At 60.7% G+C, this 21,676-nt stretch carries 22 protein-coding genes; 14 read left to right on the forward strand and 8 right to left on the reverse strand.

Annotated features, from left to right (window positions below; all coding sequences use genetic code 11):
* The first annotated feature begins 93 nt into the window (after window positions 1-93).
* Together tpx and C2U30_RS18210 are read left to right on the forward strand one after the other, a co-directional pair.
* Window positions 94-594: a thiol peroxidase gene (gene tpx, locus C2U30_RS18205; RefSeq protein WP_010672853.1), complete on the forward strand. Its 501-nt coding sequence runs from the start codon at window positions 94-96 to the stop codon at window positions 592-594.
* A gap of 146 nt (window positions 595-740) precedes the next feature.
* Window positions 741-1,961, forward strand: a complete 1,221-nt coding sequence (locus tag C2U30_RS18210; protein WP_103244233.1) for a DEAD/DEAH box helicase — start codon at window positions 741-743, stop codon at window positions 1,959-1,961.
* Between the two features lie 96 nt (window positions 1,962-2,057).
* Here the strand turns inward: C2U30_RS18210 and C2U30_RS18215 are convergent, their stop codons facing one another.
* From C2U30_RS18215 to C2U30_RS18225, 3 genes are all read right to left on the reverse strand, one after another.
* Window positions 2,058-3,617 carry a methyl-accepting chemotaxis protein gene (locus tag C2U30_RS18215; RefSeq protein WP_103244234.1) on the reverse strand — a complete coding sequence of 520 codons (1,560 nt, stop codon included), beginning with the start codon at window positions 3,615-3,617 and terminating at the stop codon, window positions 2,058-2,060.
* 151 nt (window positions 3,618-3,768) lie between these two features.
* On the reverse strand, window positions 3,769-4,068 hold the full coding sequence (locus C2U30_RS18220) for a hypothetical protein (RefSeq protein WP_010672856.1): 300 nt from the start codon (window positions 4,066-4,068) through the stop codon (window positions 3,769-3,771).
* A 110-nt stretch (window positions 4,069-4,178) separates the two neighbouring features.
* Window positions 4,179-5,783 carry a peptide ABC transporter substrate-binding protein gene (locus tag C2U30_RS18225; protein WP_103244235.1) on the reverse strand — a complete coding sequence of 535 codons (1,605 nt, stop codon included), beginning with the start codon at window positions 5,781-5,783 and terminating at the stop codon, window positions 4,179-4,181.
* Between the two features lie 174 nt (window positions 5,784-5,957).
* Between C2U30_RS18225 and C2U30_RS18230 the strand changes: the two genes are divergently transcribed.
* Window positions 5,958-6,665 carry a ParB-like protein gene (locus C2U30_RS18230; protein ID WP_103244236.1) on the forward strand — a complete coding sequence of 236 codons (708 nt, stop codon included), beginning with the start codon at window positions 5,958-5,960 and terminating at the stop codon, window positions 6,663-6,665.
* Window positions 6,666-6,714: 49 nt separating this feature from the next.
* Here the strand turns inward: C2U30_RS18230 and C2U30_RS18235 are convergent, their stop codons facing one another.
* Window positions 6,715-7,389, reverse strand: a complete 675-nt coding sequence (locus tag C2U30_RS18235; protein WP_043155848.1) for a CatB-related O-acetyltransferase — start codon at window positions 7,387-7,389, stop codon at window positions 6,715-6,717.
* Between the two features lie 285 nt (window positions 7,390-7,674).
* Between C2U30_RS18235 and C2U30_RS18240 the strand changes: the two genes are divergently transcribed.
* On the forward strand, window positions 7,675-8,103 hold the full coding sequence (locus C2U30_RS18240; protein ID WP_010672859.1) for a DUF2753 family protein: 429 nt from the start codon (window positions 7,675-7,677) through the stop codon (window positions 8,101-8,103).
* A gap of 2 nt (window positions 8,104-8,105) precedes the next feature.
* Here the strand turns inward: C2U30_RS18240 and C2U30_RS18245 are convergent, their stop codons facing one another.
* Window positions 8,106-8,855, reverse strand: a complete 750-nt coding sequence (locus C2U30_RS18245) for an enoyl-CoA hydratase-related protein (RefSeq protein WP_199767293.1) — start codon at window positions 8,853-8,855, stop codon at window positions 8,106-8,108.
* An 89-nt stretch (window positions 8,856-8,944) separates the two neighbouring features.
* On the opposite strand from C2U30_RS18245, the gene C2U30_RS18250 reads away from it, so the two are divergent.
* From C2U30_RS18250 to C2U30_RS18260, 3 genes are all read left to right on the forward strand, one after another.
* On the forward strand, window positions 8,945-9,385 hold the full coding sequence (locus tag C2U30_RS18250) for a copper chaperone PCu(A)C (protein ID WP_052814961.1): 441 nt from the start codon (window positions 8,945-8,947) through the stop codon (window positions 9,383-9,385).
* Between the two features lie 92 nt (window positions 9,386-9,477).
* Entirely contained in the window at window positions 9,478-10,107 is a 630-nt protein-coding gene (locus C2U30_RS18255) for a TIGR04219 family outer membrane beta-barrel protein (protein WP_103244238.1), read from the forward strand.
* An 18-nt stretch (window positions 10,108-10,125) separates the two neighbouring features.
* Window positions 10,126-10,806, forward strand: a complete 681-nt coding sequence (locus C2U30_RS18260; RefSeq protein WP_103244239.1) for an SDR family oxidoreductase — start codon at window positions 10,126-10,128, stop codon at window positions 10,804-10,806.
* 192 nt (window positions 10,807-10,998) lie between these two features.
* On the opposite strand, the gene C2U30_RS18265 is transcribed toward C2U30_RS18260, so the two are convergent.
* The 3 genes from C2U30_RS18265 to C2U30_RS18275 form a co-directional block, all read right to left on the reverse strand.
* Window positions 10,999-11,628 (reverse strand): 3'-5' exonuclease, encoded by a 630-nt coding sequence (locus tag C2U30_RS18265; protein ID WP_103244240.1) that lies wholly within the window; start codon window positions 11,626-11,628, stop codon window positions 10,999-11,001.
* A 194-nt stretch (window positions 11,629-11,822) separates the two neighbouring features.
* Window positions 11,823-13,547 carry a proline--tRNA ligase gene (locus C2U30_RS18270; protein WP_010672865.1) on the reverse strand — a complete coding sequence of 575 codons (1,725 nt, stop codon included), beginning with the start codon at window positions 13,545-13,547 and terminating at the stop codon, window positions 11,823-11,825.
* A gap of 137 nt (window positions 13,548-13,684) precedes the next feature.
* The gene (locus C2U30_RS18275; protein WP_103244241.1) at window positions 13,685-15,694 is read right to left on the reverse strand and encodes a methyl-accepting chemotaxis protein; all 2,010 of its coding nucleotides are present in this window, start codon (window positions 15,692-15,694) and stop codon (window positions 13,685-13,687) included.
* Between the two features lie 232 nt (window positions 15,695-15,926).
* Here C2U30_RS18275 and ruvA point away from each other — a divergent pair, with 232 nt between their 5' ends.
* The 7 genes from ruvA (at window position 15,927) to C2U30_RS18305 (ending at window position 21,634) form a co-directional block, all read left to right on the forward strand.
* Complete coding sequence (ruvA, locus tag C2U30_RS18280; RefSeq protein WP_010672867.1) at window positions 15,927-16,541, forward strand: Holliday junction branch migration protein RuvA; 615 nt, start codon at window positions 15,927-15,929, stop codon at window positions 16,539-16,541.
* 8 nt (window positions 16,542-16,549) lie between these two features.
* Complete coding sequence (gene ruvB, locus C2U30_RS18285; protein WP_045523367.1) at window positions 16,550-17,560, forward strand: Holliday junction branch migration DNA helicase RuvB; 1,011 nt, start codon at window positions 16,550-16,552, stop codon at window positions 17,558-17,560.
* A gap of 10 nt (window positions 17,561-17,570) precedes the next feature.
* Entirely contained in the window at window positions 17,571-17,813 is a 243-nt protein-coding gene (locus C2U30_RS22685) for a hypothetical protein (protein ID WP_113979080.1), read from the forward strand.
* 686 nt (window positions 17,814-18,499) lie between these two features.
* On the forward strand, window positions 18,500-20,056 hold the full coding sequence (locus C2U30_RS18290; protein WP_010672869.1) for a cytochrome ubiquinol oxidase subunit I: 1,557 nt from the start codon (window positions 18,500-18,502) through the stop codon (window positions 20,054-20,056).
* Window positions 20,057-20,068: 12 nt separating this feature from the next.
* Window positions 20,069-21,205: a cytochrome d ubiquinol oxidase subunit II gene (gene cydB, locus C2U30_RS18295; RefSeq protein WP_010672870.1), complete on the forward strand. Its 1,137-nt coding sequence runs from the start codon at window positions 20,069-20,071 to the stop codon at window positions 21,203-21,205.
* A gap of 14 nt (window positions 21,206-21,219) precedes the next feature.
* Window positions 21,220-21,336, forward strand: coding sequence for a cytochrome bd-I oxidase subunit CydX (gene cydX / locus C2U30_RS18300; RefSeq protein ID WP_005331536.1), 117 nt, complete (start codon window positions 21,220-21,222; stop codon window positions 21,334-21,336).
* The gene (locus tag C2U30_RS18305) at window positions 21,323-21,634 is read left to right on the forward strand and encodes a cyd operon YbgE family protein (protein ID WP_103244242.1); all 312 of its coding nucleotides are present in this window, start codon (window positions 21,323-21,325) and stop codon (window positions 21,632-21,634) included. Before cydX ends, C2U30_RS18305 begins: the two co-directional genes overlap by 14 nt.
* Window positions 21,635-21,676 lie beyond the last annotated feature (42 nt).

Consider the following 21,676-nt stretch of genomic DNA (forward strand, 5'->3'; position numbering starts at 1 on the left):
ATGCCAAATCCCTTTCATTAGCGGGTGTTTGTCATCCCGTGGCGGGCCTATACTGGGGACCCTGGATCCCACATCAATCATCAAGGACCTAACATGAGCAATACCGTCACCCTGCAAGGCAACCCCGTCTCCGTCTCCGGTCACTTCCCCGTTGCCGGTGAGCAGGCCAAGCCCTTCTCCCTGGTTGCTGGCGATCTGTCCGATGCGACCCTGGCGACCTTCGCCGGCAAGCGCAAGATCCTGAACATCTTCCCGAGCGTCGACACCCCGACCTGCGCCACTTCCGTGCGCAAGTTCAACGAGCAGGCAAGCGCCCTGAACAACACCGTCGTGCTGTGCATCTCTGCCGACCTGCCGTTCGCCCAGGCCCGTTTCTGCGGCGCCGAGGGTCTGGACAAGGTGGTGAACCTCTCCACCCTGCGTGGCGTCTCCTTCCTGCAGGACTACGGCGTGGCCTTCTCCTCCGGCCCGCTGGTGGGTCTGGCTGCCCGTGCCATCGTGGTACTGGATGAGCACGACAAGGTGCTGCACAGCGAGCTGGTGGCCGAAGTCGCCGACGAGCCGAACTACGCCGCCGCCCTGGCCGTTCTGTAAGTCGCGCCACAGGCTGATTGCCTGACGGCCTGCCCCGTTCACACGGGGCAGGCCGTTTTTATTGCGCTCCCGAACCTTTTACTTATGGGGTGGGTCTGGCTAGACTTCGCCTCCACATCCTCGTTCAGCCTGTATCTGCGATCCCCATGACGTTTGACGAACTCGCCCTTGACCCCGCCCTGTTGCCCCTGCTGCCCGCAGCGCTGGAAAAACCGACCCCCATTCAGCAGCTAGCCATTCCTGCTGCCTTGTCAGGACGGGATCTGCTTGCCCTGGCCAGGACCGGCAGTGGCAAGACCCTGGCATTCGGCCTGCCGTTGCTGCAGAGGCTGGACGCAGCCAGTGACCGGGTACAGGGATTGGTACTGGTCCCCACCCGGGAGCTGGCAAGCCAGGTGAGCGCCGCCCTGCAGGAGATTGCCGACGGGTTGGGGGTGCGCCTTCTGACCTTGTGTGGCGGGGTGGCCCAGGAGTGGCAGGAGCAGGAACTGGCTCTCGGCCCCCAACTGCTGGTGGCGACCCCCGGACGGTTGCGGGACTTGCTGGCCCAGCAGACGCTGGGACTGGGTGCCCTGCGCATGCTGGTGCTGGATGAGGCGGATCGCCTGCTGGAGATGGGGTTCTGGCCCGATATCCAATGGCTGATGAAGGCAATGCCGGAGGTGCGGCAGCAGATGCTCTTCTCCGCCACCTTGCCGATCGAACTGGAGAGCCTGGCCTCGGGCCTGCTGCAGGATCCGGTGCGCATCGAGGCCGAGCCGCTCAACAGCCTGGTGAACGACATCAAGGAGCGGCTCTATCTGGTCAACAGGAGCAGCAAGGTGCCTGCGCTGATCGCCCTGCTGGAGGCCGGAGAGTGGCCCCAGGTGCTGGTCTTCATCAGTGCCAGGGACGGCGCGGACGGGGTGGCCAAGAAACTCGCCAGGGCTGGCATGACGGTGGCAGCCCTGCACGGAAACAAGGATCAGGCCACGCGGGAGCAGGCGCTGGCGGATTTCAAGGAGGGCAGGGTGCGGGTGCTGGTGGCCACGGATCTGATGGCGCGCGGCATCCACGTGGAGGCATTGCCGGTGGTGATCAATCTGGATCTGCCGGAGCATGCGCCCGTCTACGTGCATCGTATCGGTCGTACCGCCCGTGCCGGGCAGAGCGGTCTGGCCATCTCCCTTACCTGCCACGGGGATGGGGAGGCGCTCGAGGGGATCCGGGCCCTGACCGGTCGGCCCCTGCCCCTGGCGGCGCTGGCAGGTTTCCCGGTGACCGACAAACCCGCCAGCGGGGAGAGCAAACGGGCGCCAAGAGACAAGCAGGCGAACCGTCGCACCCAGGGCAAGCGCAGCATCAAGCAGTTCAAGGGCAAATCCTGAGACGGACTTCTTGCCCCCGGCGGGAGCCTGTCGTCGTGAAGGAGAGGAGAGATCGGCAGCGCGCCCGGGGGCGCGCCAAACTACACGGCAAGGGGGTCAGTCGTGGAACTGGTTGATCAGGCGGGAGAGGTTTTGCAACCGCTCCACCAGCAGGGTGATGCCATCGAGGGCCTGACGGCTGTTGTCCGCGGTGTGGCTCGCCAGTTGGTGGATCTGGTGGATCCCCTGATCCAGGGTGCTGGTGACATCCGCCTGCTGGCTCACCGCCTGGGCTATCTCGTCGCTGGTGTGGGTCACCCGGGCCAGCATCCGGTTGATCTGGTCGAGCACCTCGGCGGTGGCCCCCATGTGCTGCTGGCAGAGCACTGATGTCTGGGCCCCCTGCTCCATGCCATCGGACAGTTGCCGGGTGCTCTGTTGCAGCGCCCCTATCATGTCGCTTATCTCGCCGGTGGAGCTGCGGGTCTTCTGGGCCAGGGCCCGTATCTCGTCGGCCACCACCGCAAAGCCGCGCCCCTGTTCACCGGCCCGTGCCGCCTCGATGGCCGCATTGAGGGAGAGCAGGTTGGTCTGATCCGCAATCTGCCCGATCACCTCCAGAATGCCGTTGATCTTCTGGCTGTCCTGGGTCAGGCGCGCCAGCACGCCCTGGCTGGCGTCCAGCTCCTGATGAAGCCTGTCGACCGAATCCCGGGTGGTGGCCAGCGCCTGCTGGCCACTGGCGGACACCTGCTGGACCTCGCCCACCAGCGCATTGGCCTGGTGGGCATTGTCAGCCACATCGCGGATGGACTGGCTCATCTGGGTGATGGCCGCCGCCAGTTGCTCGCTCTGGGCCCGCTGCTGTTGCAGGTGAGTGTCTATGGTCTGGATATGCCCCCTGTCATCCTCCGCCGCCTGCAGGATCTGCTGGTTGGCGTCCGCGCTGCGACCCACCACGGCGCGCAGCTCCGCCTTCTTCATGCGCAGCAGCAGTTCAAGGGCGGCCAGGCTGTCCTGACGCCTGGCATAGAGTACCTGGCAAAGGGCGCTGCCCTGCTCCTCGCCCGCCATGGCCAGCAGCCTGGCCAGCCGCCGTTGCAGATGCCAGCCATGCCCCATCTGGGCCAGCAAGCAGAGCAGGGTGATGACTCCCCACCCCGGCTGGCCGGTGACCAGACTGGCCCCCATGCCGAGCAGGGCGGTGCCAGAGAGCAGCAGACACAGCTGCCCCGGCTCCAGGGTCAGCCGGGTCAGCCAGGGCAGTGCCTTGCCGTCACGGATCCGGGTATAGAGCTGCTCTGCCCAGGCGATGTCGTGATCCTGGGGACGGGTGCGGACAGACTGGTATTCGATGATCTGCTGCTGATTGTTGAGAATCGGCGTGACGTAGGCGTTGACCCAGTAGAACTGACCACTCTTGGCGCGGTTCTTTACCAGCCCCATCCAGCTCTTGCCTTGTTGCAGGCGGCGCCACATGTCGGCGAACGCGGCCTTGGGCATGTCGGGGTGGCGGACCAGATTGTGGGGCTCCCCTTCCATTTCGGTCGCGCTGTAGCCCGCCACATCGCAAAAGTGCTGGTTGGCATAAGTGATGTGACTGGCGGGATCCGTGGTCGAGATCAGTGATATGTGATCGGGGAAACGGATCTCCCCTTCGTGCCTGGTTGTGGTCATGTGCGCATCCTGAATGAGCCAAGTAACTGATAAAGTTATTTTTTATTTTTGTGATTGTTACGGCGTCATTGTAGATGCGGACTGTTGCACCACCTTTGCTTGGGTCAATAAATCAACACGGGAAAGGCTGAAAAAAGTCGTAGATGGCGGCTCAGCCGCGGGGAGTGAAGTCGTGGATCTCCCCCGTCCTCGGCTTGAAGCGGGGGTCATTGTCTTCTGCGCTGGCGACCCAGGCCATGGCCTGGCAGAAACTCTCCTGCTTGGCGAAGGCATCCCGGGCCTGATCGATGGCTCGTTCGGCATTGCGCCGCTCCATCTTGCTGGCCTTGCGGTCGCTGAACTGCTTCTGCTGGCTCAACATCCATTCGAGGAAGGCCTGGCGGCATTCGGTTTCATCGGCGGCCTTGGCGGGAAGGGCAACAAACAGGGCAATCAGGAGCAGAGCACGCATGGCAGGATCGGATCACGGGGTTGATGAATGAAAAGAGGCGGCATTTTATGCCGGGAACTTGAACAGGAACAGTGCCAGGAGGGGTCAGGTGTCCCGACCCCTCCCCGGACTCAGTGTTTGACGAGGTAGAGCTGACGGCTGTAGGCCACGTCTTCCGGGTTGTTGATGGGATACCCCTTGAGCCAGGGCTTGATGAGCCGGGCATTGGTGTACTGGTAGATGGGGGCGATGGGGGCCTCCTTCTGCAAGATGGCCTCGGCCTCATCGAACAGGCGGGCCCGTTCTGCGGGATCCTGACTGTTGGCCGCCTGCGCCAGCAGCTTGTCGTAAGCCGGGTTGGCGAACCGGGCCATGTTGCCGCTGTGGCCCGATCCCCAGAGCCCGAGGAAGGCGGAGGGGTCGTTGTAATCGGCGACCCAGGAGGAGCGGATCACCTCGAACTGGCCGCTTTGACGGCTGTCGAGATAGGTCTTCCACTCCTGATTGGTGAGCTCGACCCGGGCCCCCAGCTTCTGTTTCCACAGGTTGGCGATGGCCAGCGCCATCTTCTTGTGAATTTCTGCCGTGTTGTAGAGCAGGGTCAGCTTGAGAGGATTGCTTGGGCCGTAGCCCGCTTCTTTCAGCAGGGCTCTGGCACGCTCGTCCAGCGCCTGCTGACTGCTGGTGGAGAGCAGATTGGGCTTGGGGTCGAAGTCGGCGGTCACGTCCGGGGTGAAGTGGTAGGCCGGTTTCTCCCCGGTGCCCAGCACCTTGTCGGCAATCAGGCCCCTGTCGATGGTGTAGGAGAGCGCCTGGCGCACCCGCACATCATTGAGGGGCGGGCGCTGGGTGTTGAAGGCGTAGTAGTAGGTGCCGAGCTGTTCCGGGGTATAGACCTCCCCCGGGATCTGGGCCATCAGGCTCTGGTACTGCTCCTTGGGGAAGGATTCGGTGATATGCAGATCCCCGGCCAGATAGCGGTGGGTGGCCGCGCTCTCCTGGTTGATGGGCACGAAGGTGACGCGGGTCAGCACCGTGTGGGCGCGATCCCAGTAGTAGGGATTGGGCGTCAGCTCCAGTTTCTCGTTCACCACCCGGTGACTCAGCACGAAGGCGCCGTTGCCCACCAGCTTGCCGGGCTGGGTCCACTGGTTGCCATATTGTTCCATGCTGGCCCGGTGCAGGGGCGACAGGCTGGGATGGGTCAGCAGGCTCAGGAAATAGGGCACCGGCTGGGAGAGGGTCACCTTCAGGGTATGGTCATCGACGGCCTCCACCCCGAGCGCATCGGGGGCCAGCTTGCCTGCCACTATGTCGTCCACCTTGTCGAAGCGGGCAAGCTGGGCAAACCAGGCGAAAGTGGCGGCTTCCCTGGGGTCAACCAGCTTGCGCCAGCCATAGACGAAGTCGGCGGCGCGCACGGGGTCGCCGTTGGACCAGCGGGCATCCGGCCTCAGGTGGAAGGTGAATGTCTGGTTCCCCTCGTTGTCCCAGCGGGATGCCACCCCGGGCAGCACCTTGCCGTCCGGCCCCTGGGTCAGCAGCCCCTCGTAAAGGTCTCTGAGGACCTGCAGCTCCGGCAGTCCCACCAGCTTGAGAGGGCTCAGGCTCGCCGGTTCATCCTTGAGATGACGGACGACAGCCTGCTCGGCGGCGAGTGGGGTACCGGGCGGCACATCGGCAGCCTGGATGCAGGCACAGCCCAGCAGGGCCAGCAGGGGGCTCCATCCTTTCATGGTGAATCCTTCAAAATGTGTGAAGCGGGGAGAAAACTCGGCGAGAATGCATCGCCGGCAGATGGGAAATCATGATATCCCCTTTGCTGGTCAGACCGCCAGTATGAGTCCCATTGATATCCGATGCGGCTGTCAACGAGGGGGCGCCGTGAGCGCCAGGAAAAGGAGAGAGTGATGAGAGCATGGATCTTGTTGGCCTGCGTGCTGAGCCAGGGCGCCTGGGCGTTGTCCCCGTGCGAGAAGAGCAGCCCGGTGGGAAGCTGGTGCGAAGTGAACATAGAGGCGCTGCACCCCACCCAGGGCGGCGTCGGTCAGTTGCAGGTGGATACCACAGCCCGGGAGCTGGCGGACAAGAGCGAGAAGCAGCTCGACAAGCTGATGAAAAAGAAAGAGATCCCTATCGTCATCGCGCCGGATGGGGGTTACTGGCTGGTGGACAGGCACCACCTGACCAAGGCGCTGTGGCAGCAGGGGGTGAAGCAGGTCAGGGTCAAGGTGATTGCACGGTTGCAGGACAGGGCCAATTTCTGGAGCCAGATGCAGAACAACCACTGGGCCTGGCTCAAGGATGAACGGGGTCAACCCCTGACTCCCGAGCTGTTGCCCGGCCATATCGGTGAATTGCCGGATTACCCCTACCGCACCCTGGCGGGGCTGTTGCAGGATGCGGGCTACTTCAGCAAGAAGGATCAGGTCTACTTCGTCGAGTTTGCCTGGGCCAGCTGGCTCGGCCAGCAGATGGCCTGGCAGCCGATCGATGAGGTCAACCTCGCAGATCGCCTCGCCGAAGCCAAACGGCTGGCGTGCAGCAGCAAGGCGTCGGATCTGCCTGGTTACCCCGGCAAGCAGTGTCGCGTCAATCCGTCACAAATTGCGAAATGAGCAAATATATTCACAAGAGAGGGCGACACCGGGTCGCCCTTTTTTGTATTCAGCGCCCAGTGAGTGGGCTCGAATGCTCTTGCCACTGCTTGGCCGCTTGCTCTAGCAGGGACACTTCCCCTTGCTGGATCCAGGGGAGCAGCGCCTGTACCTTTTCATCGGGCCAGTCCCACCAGGCCAGCGCCTGCAGTCGCACGATGTCGTCATCGCCGAAACGCATTCGCAGGACTTTGGCGGGCGTCCCTGCGACCATGGCGTAGGGGGGGACATCCTGATTGACCAGCGAGCGCGCTGCAATGATGGCACCATCACCAATACTGACTCCGGGCATAATCATCGTGTCCATGCCGATCCAGACATCATTGCCTATGCGGGTATCGCCAGCCGGTCGATAACTGCGCTTGAGTGCCTCCATCTCCAGAAACGGATAAGTACTGATGAAGTCGGTATTGTGGGTATGGTTGCCCCCCATCAGGATCTTCACACCTGCGGCGATCTGCACGTAGTCGCCGATGTGAAGTCTGTCGATATGCCATAGCGGTTCCCAGCCAGTGTCGGGATGGCGGCTAAAGCTGTCGCCATGTAGATAGCGTACGGCGGCGTCTTCGAACGGACCGTCCCAGGCGCCGGAGTAGTAGCTGTGCTTCCCCTTGAGACAGATGTTGGGATTGGTCACAGTCAGGTGCAGATATTCGACCTGAGACCAGTGCTTGCAGGGTTTCATCTTGGTATTCCCTCTTGTTGATGGATCTGGTTAGTGGCGTTCGATAGAGCGCAGCTAATAGATCCAGACCAGCATGCGGGGGATGCAGAGCAGGGAGCAGCCCAGCATTTGAGGGAGACGAGGCGTCATGAGTGATGCATGCAGTTGAATATCGAGGGTGAGGATCGTAATCGAGACGCCCCCAGGTTGCCAAGTGCTATAAAAACCAGCACAAAGGGTCTGGTTGATATTTGTTCTCGATTGGCCATGATACAGACTCCACTCGTGTCGGCAAAGGAGAGGAACATGGAACATCAGAACTGGCAACGTTACATGCTGGAGGCGGAGAATGCCCTTGGCATGGGGGCTCTGGGCACGGCGATCTGCCTCTATCAGCAGGCCCTGGGGGAAGTCTATGAGCTGGCCTCCGGGGATCTGGACGAACTGGCCAGCATGCGGGTCGCCACCTGTCACCGCATGGCTGACTTCTGGCGTGCCATGGAAGAGCCCGCCTATGAACTGCGTTACCTCAAGCTCGCCTCCGAGCTGGTCACCGCCCTGGTGCCCCAGTGCCCCAACCGGGAGTGCGAATCCCTCATCAGTGAGCTGGGCTGCTGTCGCGCCGCCCTGCTCTCCTTCTTGAAGCGCCACCCCAATCCGGAGATTGCCCGGCTTATCCAGGTGCAGGACAGGGTGCAGGGCTGCGAGTTGATAGGCCGGTTCCGTCTCAACTGAGTTCAGCGCCGTTTTTGCAGCTTGCTGGCGATGCGGCTTTGCGCCTCTTCCCCTTGCAGGGCCTGGGCGAAGGCGCACGCTTCCAGGTCGATGACGAAATGCACCGCCTGTTTGAGCTCCTGCTTGAGCAGCGCCTTGCTCTTCTGAAGCGCCATCGGCGGCTTGGCCGCCAGTTTCAGTCCCTGCTCCCGAGCGAAGGGGAGCAGGTCCGCCGGGGCCAGCACCCGGTTGGCGAGCCCGAGACGCAGCGCCTCTTCCCCATCGATGGCCTCTGCCAGCAGCAACAGCTCCGCCGCCTTGAGGTGACCGACGGCGCGTGGCAGCAGCAAGCTGGCGGCAAACTCCGGTACCAGCCCCAGCTCGACGAAAGGCAGTTGCAGCCGGGCGTTGTCACCCAGATAGACCAGGTCGCAGTGCAGCAGCAGGGTAGTGCCGATGCCGACTGCCGGGCCGCCCACGGCGGCGATCACCGGTTTGGGGAAGTCGGCCAGGGTGTGCAGAAATTGCAGGATGGGGTCGTCCGGCTCAAGGGCGTGCTTGCCAACAAAGTCGGCCAGATCGTTGCCGGCGGTGAAGCACTCCGCCTGGCCCTGCAACAGCAGCACATGGACCTCTTCGTCCCGGGCGGCCTGGCGCAGTGCGTCGGTCAGCGCCAGATACGTTTCCGTGTTGAGGGCATTGCGCTTTTCCGGTCGATTGAAGGTCAGGGTGAGCAAGCCGTCCTGCTGTTCGGCCAGAATTGTGAGGGCCATGTCTGAATCCTTGTTGTCGGGGGCTGTCAAAAGCTTGCCACAGGGGTAAGCTTTGTCTCGTTTAACAACATCATAAAAGGATTTCAACCATGTTTAAACGTGCGTTTTATTCCACCATGGCACTGCTTCTGGCCACCCCGGCCCTGGCCAAGGTCGACGCAGTCGATGGTTATGTGCGCCTGCTGCCCCCTGGCTCGCCGAACACGGCGGCGTTCATGGTGCTCAGGAACGATGGGGACAAACCGGTGAAACTGGTGGCGGGAGCGTCCCCTGAGGCGGGCCGTGTCGAGCTGCACACCCATTTGCACGAGAACGGCGTCATGAAGATGCGCCAGGTGGAGAGCATCGAGATCCCGGCCAAGGGGGAGGCCGTGCTCAAGCCCGGCAGCCTGCACATCATGTTGTTCGACATCCATACCCTGGCCCAGGGCACGCCCTTCCCGCTGACCCTGACCCTGGACGATGGCCAGACGCTGTCACTGAGTCTGCCCGTGAAGCCGGTCGAACCCATGAAAGGGATGAAGCACTGACATTTATGGACGCTTGTTCAGCTTTTTACTCTAGGTATTCCTTGCCCAGCGGGTAAAATGATGGCCTTTCCAGTCCAAAATGGAGCGAAGTGATGAAGAAGACCCTGATTGCCGGCACTGTGATGGCTCTGCTCAGCCATGGGGCCATGGCCGCCAATGACTGGCGTTTTGCGGCGGGTGCCGATCTGTGGAATGCCCAGGGAAGTGGCCAGGTCAGCAGCGTGGGTGCCGATGGCAGCTACGACGAGAACTACAACTGGAGCGGCTACCTGCAACTGGAGCACGGCATCCTGCTGCTGCCCAACGCCAAGTTCGAAATGTCCGACTTCAGCAGCAGCGGCGGCAGCTTCAACAACGATCTGCTGGCTTACGACCTGAGCCTCTACTATCGCCTGTTCAACAACGACCTGTTCCAGATCGACCTGGGTCTGACCGGTCGTCGCTACGACGGTGATTTCAACACCCAGCACTACTCCTATGACAAGGATGTGCTGATGGCCTATACCGGCGCCGAAGCGCGCATCCCGGGGACCGGCTTTGCCGCCTTCGGCGATGCCCGCGTGCAGGATGCCGACAACTACGACTACCGTCTGGGCGGCTCCTACAAGTTCTCTTCCGTGCCGCTCAAGATCCGCGCCGGCTGGCGTGAGGCCGAGATGGACTTCGATCGCGTCGATCAGACCATCGACGGCTGGTTCATCGGTGGTGAATTCACCTTCTGATCTCCCTGAGGAGCACACATGGGCCACATCATAGTGACTGGCGCGGGGTCCGGACTGGGCCGCGCCCTGACCATAGGGCTGGTTGAACGCGGCCATCAGGTTTCCATGATGGGTCGCCGTTACCAGAAACTGCAGGAGCAGGAAGAGCTGCTCGGCAAGGCGGTGATCGGCATTGCCGCCGATCTCGCACACCACGAAGAGGTGGATGTCGCCTTTGCCGCTGCGGTGGAGTGGGGCGGCCTGCCCGACATGGTGATCCACTGTGCCGGTGTCGGCGAGTTCGGCCCGGTGGGTGTCTACACCGCCGAGCAGATCCGCCGGGTGGTGGAGAGCAATCTCATCTCCACCATACTGGTGGCCCAGCAGACGGTGCGCCTCATCGGCGACCAGGGCGGGGTGCTGGCGAATGTGCTCTCCTCCGCCGCCCAGACCGGCAAGGCCAACGAGAGCCTCTATTGCGCCTCCAAATGGGGGATGCGCGGCTTTCTCGAATCTTTGCGGGCCGAGCTGAAGAGTGCTCCCCTGCGACTGGTGAACCTCTATCCGAGCGGGATCCGCAGCGAGTTCTGGGAGAATTCGGATCACGTGGATTCGAGTGGTTTCATGACGCCGGAAGACGCGGCAGCCTACATGCTGGATGCGCTGGCCGCGAGAAGCAGCTGCCATGTGACCGATCTCTTTATCGGTCGCAATGCCTGAAGCGCCGTGAACCGGCCCCGTCGCCAGATGACAAGGAAAAAAAGCGCGCCATTTGGCGCGCTTTTTCATTGATGTGCAGTGCTAAATTATCTGCTTGCCTGCCTCTCTTTACGCCGGGCCATCATGGATGTGAAGGCGGGGAAATTCAGTGCCGACATGGCATGGATGATTGATGATGCATATCGGCACATATTATTTCCGAGTCGCATATTCCCGCAGGAAGGATGGAATCACCTGTTTTGGCTTCTTGCCAAGGGTCAGCAGCAATGCAAAGTCCGGGTCGATAATGCCATGTCGACACGCCAGCTCTTCCAACAAGGCAAGCCAGAGGTGGGCCGTCACCTCTGCATCCGCCAAGGCACGGTGAAACACCCCATCATTGGGCAGACTCCGGTATTGCACCAGGGTACCCAGCTTGTGATCCGGGGCATCGGGAAACAGGCGCCTCGATAGCAGCAGGGAACAGGCGAACTGGCCGCGGTATTGCGCCGGCAATCGCTCTATTTCCGCATCCAGAAAGCGCTTGTCGAAGGAGGCGTTGTGGGCGACCAGATTGTCATCACCGATAAAGTCGACGAAATCCGCCATCACCTCGTTACAGGGGGGAGCCTGTTTCAGCATGGCATTGTTGATCCCGGTATATTGCTCGATGAAGCTGCTCACGTTGAAGCCCGGATTCATCAATGCCGAGAAACGCTCACTGATATGGCCATCCTTGATTCTGACGGCACCGATCTCGATGGCTCTATCCCCTTGTCCGGGTGAAAGCCCTGTGGTCTCGAAGTCGAGCACGACAACGGTATTGGCTGAGGCGATGGACATAACTTCTCGGGCAAGCTGGGTAAAGAGCGCCAGTCTAGGAAATCAGCCGTGCCGTGTACAGGGCAATGCAGTTATCTCATTGGTTCACGCTGGAGACGCATTTTTGTGCATCATGGCTGAGAGCCATATAAAAAGCCCCGAGTGCCGTGGCACTCGGGGCTTTCCTATGAAAAGCGAAAGGCGGTGTCGCGTTATCAGCGACCCAGCTTGGCCTTGAGCAGGGCAACGATCTCTTTGATCGCCACTTCCTGCTTCTCGCCGGAGCGGCGGCACTTGTACTCCACCACGCCGTTGTCGAGACCACGGTCACCGATGACGATGGCGTGGGGCACACCGATCAGCTCCATGTCGGCGAACATCACACCCGGGCGCTCCTTGCGGTCGTCAAACAGCACGTCCACACCGGCGGCTTTGAGCTCGGCGTAGAACTGTTGTGCCTGCTCGGCCACGCGCTCGGACTTGTGCATGTTCATCGGCACGATGGCCACTTCGAACGGGGCGATGGCGTCCGGCCAGATGATGCCGTACTGGTCGTTGTTCTGCTCGATGGCGGCAGCCACCAGACGGGAAACCCCGATACCGTAGCAACCCATCTCCATGGTGACGGACTTGCCGCCTTCGTTCAGCACGCTCGCCTTCATCGCTTCGGAGTACTTGGTACCCAGCTGGAAGATGTGGCCCACTTCGATACCGCGCTTGAGCAGCAGCTTGCCCTGGCCGCACGGGCTCGGGTCACCTTCCACCACGTTGCGCAGGTCGGCAACCTCAAAAGAGGCGATGTCGCGATCCCAGTTGGCACCGGTCAGGTGGAAACCGGTCTCGTTGGCGCCGCAAACAAAATCGCTCAGATGGGCGGCGCTGCGATCGACGATGATGCGACCGGCAAAGCCGACCGGGCCGATGGAGCCTGCGTCGCAACCGGCGGCAGCCTTGATCTGCTCGTCATTGGCGAAGGTCAGTGGGTTAGCCACGCCAGAAAGCTTCTCGGCCTTGATTTCGTTCAGCTCGTGGTCGCCACGCAGTACCAGGGCGATGACGGCCTGTTTTCCGTGCTCATCTTCCTCGGCCAGTACCAGCAGGGTCTTGGCGATGGCGGTCGGCGCCACGTTCAGGAAAGCGGCCACTTCGTCGATGGTGTGGACGGCCGGGGTGGCCACCTTGGTCAGGGCTTTGGTTGCGGCAGCGCGCTCGCCAGCCGGTGCCAGGGCTTCGGCCATCTCGATGTTGGCGGCGTAATCGGATGTATCGGAGAAGGCGATCAAGTCTTCACCGCTCTCGGCCAGCACCTGGAATTCGTGGGAGCCGGTGCCCCCGATGGAGCCGGTATCGGCCTGCACCGGGCGGAAGTTCAGACCCATGCGAGTGAAGGCGGTGCAGTAGGCCGCATGCATCTTCTCATAGGTATCGACCAGGGAGGCCTTGTCGATGTGGAAGGAGTAGGCATCCTTCATCAGGAATTCGCGGCCACGCATCACGCCGAAACGGGGGCGCACTTCATCGCGGAACTTGGTCTGGATCTGGTAGAGGTTCAGCGGCAGTTGCTTGTAGCTGTTCACTTCGTAACGGACCAGCGCGGTGATCACCTCTTCGTGGGTTGGACCCAGCACGAAGGGGCGGTTGTGACGGTCGGTCAGGCGGCACAGCTCGGGGCCGTAGTCATCCCAGCGGCCGGACTCCTGCCACAGCTCGGCGGGCTGTACCACCGGCATGGATACTTCGACGGCACCCGCATTGTTCATCTCTTCGCGGACGATGTTTTCAATCTTCTTCAGGACCCGCAGGCCGGTCGGCAGCCAGGCGTACATGCCGGAAGCGAGTTTGCGGATCATCCCGGCGCGCAGCATCAGCTGGTGGCTGACAACTTCAGCGTCGGAGGGGGTTTCCTTGAGAGTGGAAAGCAGATATTGGCTGGTACGCATCGCGGTAGACCTTCGCTAGTTCGGGCGGCTTGGCCCTGGAAAATTTCAAGTGCGGAATTTTAACAGGCGAAGTCCCCCGGCCCAAGGGCTAAATTCAGCGGCGCTGGGGGGGAGGGCGGGGCCTTGCCCCGCCCGCACTAGACCCGAAATTGCGACAGCAACTGCTGTTGCTGCTGGCTGGCCTGATGGAGGGAGGAGGCCAGTTGCAGGCACTCCTGGGCTTCCTGTTCGCCCGTCTGGGCCTGCAGGCTGATATCCGAAACCTTGCCCGTGGTGTGTCCCAGGGTGTGGGAGAGCTGGCTGGTCGCCTCTGCCACCTGTTGCACCATGTCGGCGAGCTGATCGATGGCCTCTTCTACCTTGAACAGGATCTGTTTGGTGTTGTCGGAGTCCGCCATACCCGATTCCACGGTTTTCAGGTTGCGTTGCATCATCAGATAGGCCTGCTCTGTCTGCTGCTGGATGCTGTTGATCACATCCGTTATCTCGGCGCTGGAGGTGGCGGTGCGATTGGCCAGGGTGCGCACCTCGTCGGCCACCACGGCAAAACCGCGCCCCATCTCGCCCGCCCGGGCGGCTTCGATGGCGGCATTGAGTGCCAGCAGGTTGGTCTGCTCCGAGATATTGCTGATGGTGGAGATGATCTGGCCAATCTGCCCTGCCTGCTCCTTGAGGGCGTTGATGGCGGTGGCACATTCGCCCACCTCCATGACCACCCGCTGCATGCCGGCGGTGGCGGAGGAGACATACTGGCTGCTTTGCGTGGTGAGCTGGCGCACCTCGTTGGCGTTGTGTGCCGCCAGGTTGCAGTTGTCCGAGATGGTGGTGGCCACCTGCACCATCTGCTCGCTGTCGTGGTGCAGCGCCTGGGCATGCGCTGCGGTCTGGCGGCTGCTCTGGCTGATGGCCTGGACCCGGTTGACCGAGGTGTGCACGTGCTGGTTGATGTGCTGGTTGTTGTCCATGGTGGCGCTGATCATCTTCTGCAGCTTCTCGATGAAGCGATCCACGCTGCCGGCCAGGGAGCCAATCTCGTCGTCGCGTGAGAGGTTGATGCGGGCATTGAGATCTCCCTCCCCGGCGGCGATGTCCTGCATGCGCTTGTCGACCTGGAGTAGCGGGCGAACAATGGTGCGTACCAGCCAGAAGCCGCAGCAGGTGACGATCAGCAGGCTGAGCAGCAAGCCCCCCAGGATGAGTCCCCTGGTGTAGTCGATGATGGCGTTGAGCTGGTGAACCTGATCCTCGACGGTGGCGTCCCCCTGGGCCTCGACCTCGACCAGAGCCAGCCTGAGCTGGTCGGCACTGTGTTCGTAACGGGCCAGCTGGTTCTGATAAGCGCTCAGGGCTGTGGTCCATTCACGGATCAGGCGGGCATTGTCGGCTTGCAGGGCACGATACTGGGTGGAGAGCATTTGGCCTGCAAACTCCCCGTCGCCGGGCACATCGAACTGGCCGGTTGCCAGCATGCCGTCAACCGCGTCCTGATAGAAGCGGGTGGCTTGTGCCAGCTCGGCCTGGATGGCAGGAGTGAGGCCTTCGCCCTGCATCTTCTCCAGCGCATAGAGCTGGCGCAGGAATCCGATGTTGGCCTCCATGCCGCCATCGGCCGCCTGCCAGCGGGTCGCGAGGCCGCCGTTCCAGCTGATGGCCTGATCCGGTGAGCGGGTGAGGCTCTCGACGGCCTCGTCACCGATCACCTCCAGCCTGGTCGAGAGGCGTGACATGCGTTCCGAACTGGCACGCAGCGCCTCATCGGCGCTCGTGAAGGTGCGATAGAGGGTCAGCAGCTGTGCCTGCTCTTGCTGATAGGTCTGCTCATGCTGCTTCAGCGTGGTAATGGCCGCCGCATCGATGAGCCCGCCTTGCTCCACCCGGCGCAAAGCGTCGCTGGCCGCCTCTTTTGCCCGTTGCAGCTCCGGTGCGTCGAGGGGGATCCCCGAGAGCATCTTCTGGATATAGAGCGACTGGTTGCCGAGTTCGATGGAGCCCTCCATGGCACCATCTGCCGTCTGCCAGGCGGCACCCAGGACGTAGGAGAGCAGATCAGCCAGCCGCTGGCTGCCATACCAGCCGATCGCCCCCATGCCCAGGGTGCAGCCGAGCAGAATGGTGAGTCCGAGGTTGGATGTGGTGACGATTTTCATGATTCAAGCCTTCCCTGGTGCCGAACAAGACCATTTCAGTGTTCAATCAATGACGAAGATGTGCCATCCCCGATGGAAAATAAAGTGACAGACTGTGTTCTGAACGAGGGAAATGGCCGGGTATGAAGAGCTGGTCATCCCATGTTCTGCATGGACCTATGCTGGATACTTATCCAGTTATTCTTTATGCTATGACCCAATTTGCGAGAGTCTGCGTGGCGAGGAAAAGAACATGATCGGTCGCTTGAGAGGCGTCATCATCGAGAAGCAACCCCCCGAGGTGTTGCTGGAAGTCGGAGGGGTGGGATATGAGGTTCATATGCCCATGAGCTGCTTCTATGATCTGCCCGAACTCGGGAAGGAGGCCGTCATTCACACCCACTTCGTGGTGCGTGAAGATGCCCAGCTGCTCTACGGCTTCAACCACAAGCAGGAGCGGGCGCTGTTTCGCGAGCTGATCAAGACCAACGGGGTCGGCCCCAAGCTGGCCCTGGCCATTCTCTCCGGCATGACGGCCACCCAGTTTGTGATGAGCGTCGAGCGCGAGGAGATAAGCTCCCTGGTCAAGTTGCCCGGTGTGGGCAAGAAGACCGCCGAGCGCCTGGTGGTGGAGATGAAAGACCGCCTCAAGGGCTGGGTCAGCCACGATCTCTTCTCCCCGGCCGAAATCACCCTGCCCGCGAAAGAGAGCCCGCTGCGTGCCCCGGATGCGAGCGAGGAGGCGGCCAGTGCACTGGTGGCCCTCGGCTACAAGCCGCAGCAGGCCAGCCAGATCGTCAGCAAGGTGGCCGCCGACGGCATGTCGGTAGAGGAGATCATTCGTGAATCCCTGCGCAGCCTGGTGTGAGGTAGACAATGATTGAAGCGGATCGCCTCATCTCGGCCGGTGCCGCCCGTGAGGACGAGATCATCGATCGGGCCATCCGGCCCAGAAAGCTGGCCGATTACACCGGACAGGATCACGTCTGCGATCAGATGGAGATCTTCATCGAGGCCGCCCGCCAGCGCGGGGAGGCCCTCGATCATCTGCTGATCTTCGGGCCTCCCGGCCTTGGCAAGACCACGCTGGCCAACATCGTTGCCAACGAGATGGGGGTCAACATCAAGACCACCTCGGGCCCCGTGCTGGAGAAGGCCGGCGATCTGGCGGCACTGCTCACCAACCTCGAACCGAACGACGTGTTGTTCATCGACGAGATCCACCGCCTTAGTCCGGTGGTGGAGGAGGTGCTCTACCCGGCGATGGAGGATTATCAGCTCGACATCATGATAGGGGAGGGGCCAGCGGCCCGCTCCATCAAGCTCGATCTCCCTCCCTTCACCCTGATCGGTGCCACCACCCGGGCCGGCTCCCTCACCAGCCCCCTGCGTGACCGGTTTGGCATCGTGCAGCGCCTCGAGTTTTACAACGTCAAGGACCTGACCGACATCGTCTCTCGCAGCGCCCGCTGCCTCGGGCTCGACATGACGGAAGACGGCGCTCTCGAGGTAGCCCGTCGCTCCCGGGGGACACCGCGCATTGCTAACCGTTTGTTAAGGCGGGTACGAGATTTTGCCCAGGTGAAGTCTGACGGGCGAATTGACGGACCCATTGCGGCCCGTGCCATGGACATGCTGGACGTGGACAATGAAGGTTTCGACTTCATGGATCGCAAGCTATTGTTGGCCGTCATCGACAAGTTTATGGGGGGGCCCGTCGGGCTCGACAACCTGGCCGCCGCCATCGGTGAGGAGAAGGACACCATAGAAGACGTGCTGGAACCTTATCTGATCCAGCAAGGCTATCTGCAACGTACACCCAGAGGGCGGATCGCAACTCAGAGAGCCTACGTACACTTTGGTCTGGAACGACCGGCAGATCAGTAGACGTTGCGATATGAACCAAAAAGCCGCCCTTGAGGCGGCTTTTTGTTTTGCGGGCAAAAAAAAGCCCACGGCACAGGCGGTGGGCAAAGACAATTCAGGATGGATGTTCACAGACAGTGAGAGCGTCTGCAGACCGGTCGGGAAAAAACAGAGGAGCCGTCGCGAGGCTTCAGAGTCGGTTCATTTGATAGAGTTGAACGAAAGAAAGCTTGTAGTAACGGATGGTCTTGGCAACAAACTTTTTCATCATTAATCCCAACAAACAGGTTCGAAATGTTCATCGAATACGTACCGGGAACCCGGAATGACCGGCCTGTATTCAGAGGTATGCCCTCACTGCGAGGCGCATTGTAGGAGCTCTTTCCGGGTGGGGCAAACAAGAAAATCTATGGGCTTTTGATTAGATAAACTAATGATTTTGGTGGGGGTGTCAATCCGCATAAACATGTGTTTTTACTGGGTTTAAATTGATTTTTGGATGAGCCTGGCCATTTATTGAAATAATCGAGATGCGAAGGCTTTATTTCCGGGGTTGCGTATTTGTTTAACAGAATTGAAACTATTTTGGTTGGTCATAAAATTGATTTAAATCAATTATTTACGACTTATCGTTTTTTGTGATGAAGCTCCCATAATTAATGGGGAAAGCCCTATAAGTTACCTTGAAAAAACATGTATTGAGGGTGGTTTTACATTGATTTCAATCAAATAAAGGTGATATAAAACAGCGATCATTATAGGCGGGAATAGAACCCTGGTTATTGTTTATTAGATGTTAAACATTAGCTTTTTTTGTTCCTGTATATTGCCTTGTTGTTAATGTGGTGGCAGTCGAATCCGGTCAGTCCGCGAGGGGTGACCGACCGTTCGGGGACTTCCAATGGAAGCTTTGTCCTTAAAACTTAAAATAGCCGTGCCAATAATCGGTGAGGAAACATCATGATTGCTGAGCATGTGGTAGACCTATCGCGGTTCCAATTTGCTGCGACGGCCCTTTATCACTTCCTGTTTGTACCCTTGACGCTGGGGATGGCCTTCATCCTGGCGATCATGGAGTCTGTCTATGTGATGACCAACAACACAGTGTACCGGGACATGACCAAGTTCTGGGGCAAGTTGTTTGGTATCAACTTTGCCCTCGGGGTTACCACCGGGCTCACCATGGAGTTTCAGTTCGGTACCAACTGGGCTTACTACTCCCACTATGTCGGCGACATCTTCGGGGCCCCGCTGGCCATCGAAGGCTTGATGGCCTTCTTCCTGGAGTCCACCTTCGTCGGTATGTTCTTCTTCGGTTGGGATCGTCTCAGCAAGCGCCAGCACCTGGCGGCTACCTGGCTGATGGCGCTCGGGACCAACCTCTCCGCACTGTGGATCCTGGTCGCCAACGGCTGGATGCAGAACCCGGTGGGTGCCGAGTTCAACTTCGAATCCATGCGCATGGAGATGGTGAGCTTCGCCGACCTGGTGTTCAACCCGGTTGCACAGGTCAAGTTCGTCCACACCGTGGCGGCAGGCTATACCACGGGTGCCATGTTCGTGCTCGGGATCTCCTCCTATTACCTGCTGAAGAATCGTGATGTGGCGTTCGCTCGTCGCTCCTTCGCCATCGCGGCCGCGTTCGGCATGGCCTCCATCCTCTCCGTGCTGGTGCTGGGTGACGAGTCCGGCTACGAGACCGGGGAAGTGCAGAAGGTGAAACTGGCGGCCATCGAGGCCGAGTGGAACACGGAGCCGGCTCCGGCATCCTTCACCCTGTTCGGGATCCCGAATCAGGAGGAGATGCGCACCGACTACGCCATCAAGATCCCCTATGCCCTCGGCATCATCGCCACCCGTTCCCTCGACGGTCAGGTGACTGGTCTCAAGGATCTCAAGAGCGAGCATGAGCTGCGCGTGCGCAACGGCATGACCGCCTACGACCTGCTGACCAAGCTGCAATCCGGTGACAAGTCCGACGATACCCGCGCCCGCTTCGACGAAGTGAAGCAGGATCTGGGCTATGGTCTCCTGCTCAAGCGTTACACCCCCAACGTGACCGACGCCACCGACGAGCAGATCAAGGCCGCCGTGGATGACTCCATCCCGCAGGTACTGCCGCTGTTCTTCGCCTTCCGCATCATGGTCGCTTGCGGCATTCTGATGCTGGTGCTGATCGGTCTGGCTTTCTATGACAGCACCCGCCACAAGATCGGCGAGCGCAAGTGGCTGCTCAAGGCGCTGCTGTACGGCATTCCGCTGCCCTGGATCGCCATCGAGGCTGGCTGGTTTGTCGCTGAGTATGGTCGTCAACCCTGGACCATCGCCGAGATGCTGCCGACTTATGTCTCTGCATCCAACATTCCTGCGTCCGAGATCTGGTTCTCTCTGATCGGGATCTTCCTGTTCTACACAGTACTGCTGATCATCGAGATGTACCTGATGTTCAAGTATGCGCGCCTGGGCCCAAGCAGCCTGAAGACGGGCAAGTACCACTTCGAACAGAGCAAGGCATAAGGAGAGTGACCCATGTTTGATTACGAACTGTTGCGTCTGGTCTGGTGGGTGCTGGTCGGCGTGCTGCTGATCGGGTTTGCCATCACCGACGGTTTCGATATGGGGGTGGGCGCCCTGCTCCCCTTCGTCGGCAAGAAGGATGTGGAGCGTCGCGTGATGCTCAACACCATGGGGCCGCACTGGGAAGGCAACCAGGTCTGGCTGGTGACCGCCGGTGGCGCCCTGTTCGCCGCCTGGCCCATGGTCTATGCGGCGGCCTTCTCCGGCTTCTACATCGCCATGATCCTGACCCTGATGGCGCTGTTCTTCCGTCCGGTCGGCTTCAAGTACCGCTCCCTGCAGGAAGATGCCAAGTGGCGCTCCAACTGGGACTGGGCTCTGTTTGCCGGTAGCGCCATTCCCCCTGTCATCTTCGGGGTGGCGTTCGGCAACCTGCTGCAGGGCGTACCGTTCAGCTTCAACCAGTTCCTGATGATGACCTATCACGGCAACTTCTTCGGTCTGCTCAATCCGTTCGGCCTGCTGGCCGGTCTGGTGAGCCTCTTCATGATCATCACCCAGGGTGCAACCTGGCTGATGATGAAGACCGAAGGTGAAGTGCTGGCGCGCTCTCGCACCGCCGCCATGATCTTCTCCCTGCTGACCCTGGTGCTGTTTGCCCTGGCCGGTGTCTGGGTGAGCGGCATGGATGGTTATGTGATTGTGGGCTCCGTCGCCACCGACGCCGTCACCAACCCCCTTCACAAGGAAGTGGTGGTGCAGGCCGGTGCCTGGATGCAGAACTACAACCTCTATCCCTGGATGATTGCCGCACCCGTGCTGGGTCTGGTGATGTGTCTGCTGACCGCCGTGGCGGCCAAGCTGGACAAGGGTTGGGTGGCGTTCCTGTTCTCCTCCCTGGCCATCGCCGGCATCATCCTGACCGCGGGCTTCTCCATGTTCCCGTTCGTGATGCCCTCGAGCCTCGAGCCGTCCCAGAGCCTGACCATGTGGGATTCCACCGCCTCCTTCAACACCCTCAAGGTGATGACGGTAGTCGCAGTCGTCTTCGTGCCGACCGTGCTGGCTTACACCATCTGGACCTACATCAAGATGTTCGGCCGGGTGAGTAACAAGCACATCGAAGACAACCAACAATCGCTCTACTAAGAAGGTGCCCTGATATGTGGTATTTCACCTGGATCCTGGGGCTGCTGCTGGCCTGTGCGTTTGGGATTATCAATGCGCTCTGGCTGGAGCACACCGAGAACCTGGATCGTCAGATTGATGAAGACAAGTGACAGGCTCGCCCGGCTGGCCGCTCCTCTGGAGCGCCAGCCATGGCAAGGTCTGATGCTGCTGGCGGCGGCCCTGCTGGCTGTCGCCATCTTGCAGGCGCCCAACCTGGTCGCGGCCAACACCAGTGAGCACGGCCTCTGGCTCGCGCCCTGGCTGATGTGGGCGGTCTGTTGCGGTGTCATGCATGGACTGGGGTTTCACCCGCGCAGCCTGGTGGGTCGCGTGCTGTTCCTCCCCTGGCTCGCCCTGCCCAGCCTGCTCTGCGGGCTCTGGCTGACCAGCAGCTACTACCTGCCATAAATGATGAAGGAGGTCGGCATGAGCCCACCTCCTTCTTTTTTT

Origin of the sequence: Aeromonas sp. ASNIH5 (assembly GCF_002902865.1) — a bacterium.
Lineage (GTDB): Bacteria > Pseudomonadota > Gammaproteobacteria > Enterobacterales > Aeromonadaceae > Aeromonas > Aeromonas caviae.